This window comes from Variovorax sp. 01N425, assembly GCF_056399465.1.
In genome coordinates, this window is the sequence record NZ_JBFTRJ010000067.1 from 1 (window position 1) to 406 (window position 406).

At 69.8% G+C, this 406-nt stretch carries 1 protein-coding gene; it reads left to right on the forward strand.

All coding sequences use genetic code 11. The features are described from left to right. Positions 1-251: 251 nt before the first annotated feature. The coding region (locus AC1DSC_RS32720) for an aspartate 1-decarboxylase (protein WP_478132103.1) at positions 252-406 on the forward strand (155 nt) is incomplete at its 3' end.

Sequence of the window (406 nt, forward strand, 5' to 3'; positions counted from 1 at the left end):
GATCCGCACCGTACGGTGTTCACCTCGGTGCGGCGCTCGAGCGCCAGGCGGCCCGCACTGCTGGCGGCCCGGGAAATCCTGGCGGTGACGGCGGCATCCATCGTGCCGGCGGCGGCCGCGGGCGTCCTCGGCCCGGCCCCCGYGGACCGGCCCGCGTGACKTCCGGCATGTGGAACCGCGCGCGTAACGGCCCGCGGCATGTGCAGTGGGCCACAGCGCGGGCGGTGGCCCCGCGTTAGACTGATGTCGTTATGAATCGCACAATATTCAAATCCAAGATCCACCGCGCGACGGTCACGCACGCGGACCTGCACTATGTCGGATCCGTCACCGTGGACCTGGATCTGCTGGAGGCGGCCGACATCCTGCCCGGGGAGCTCGTGGCGATTGTCGATGTCACCAACGG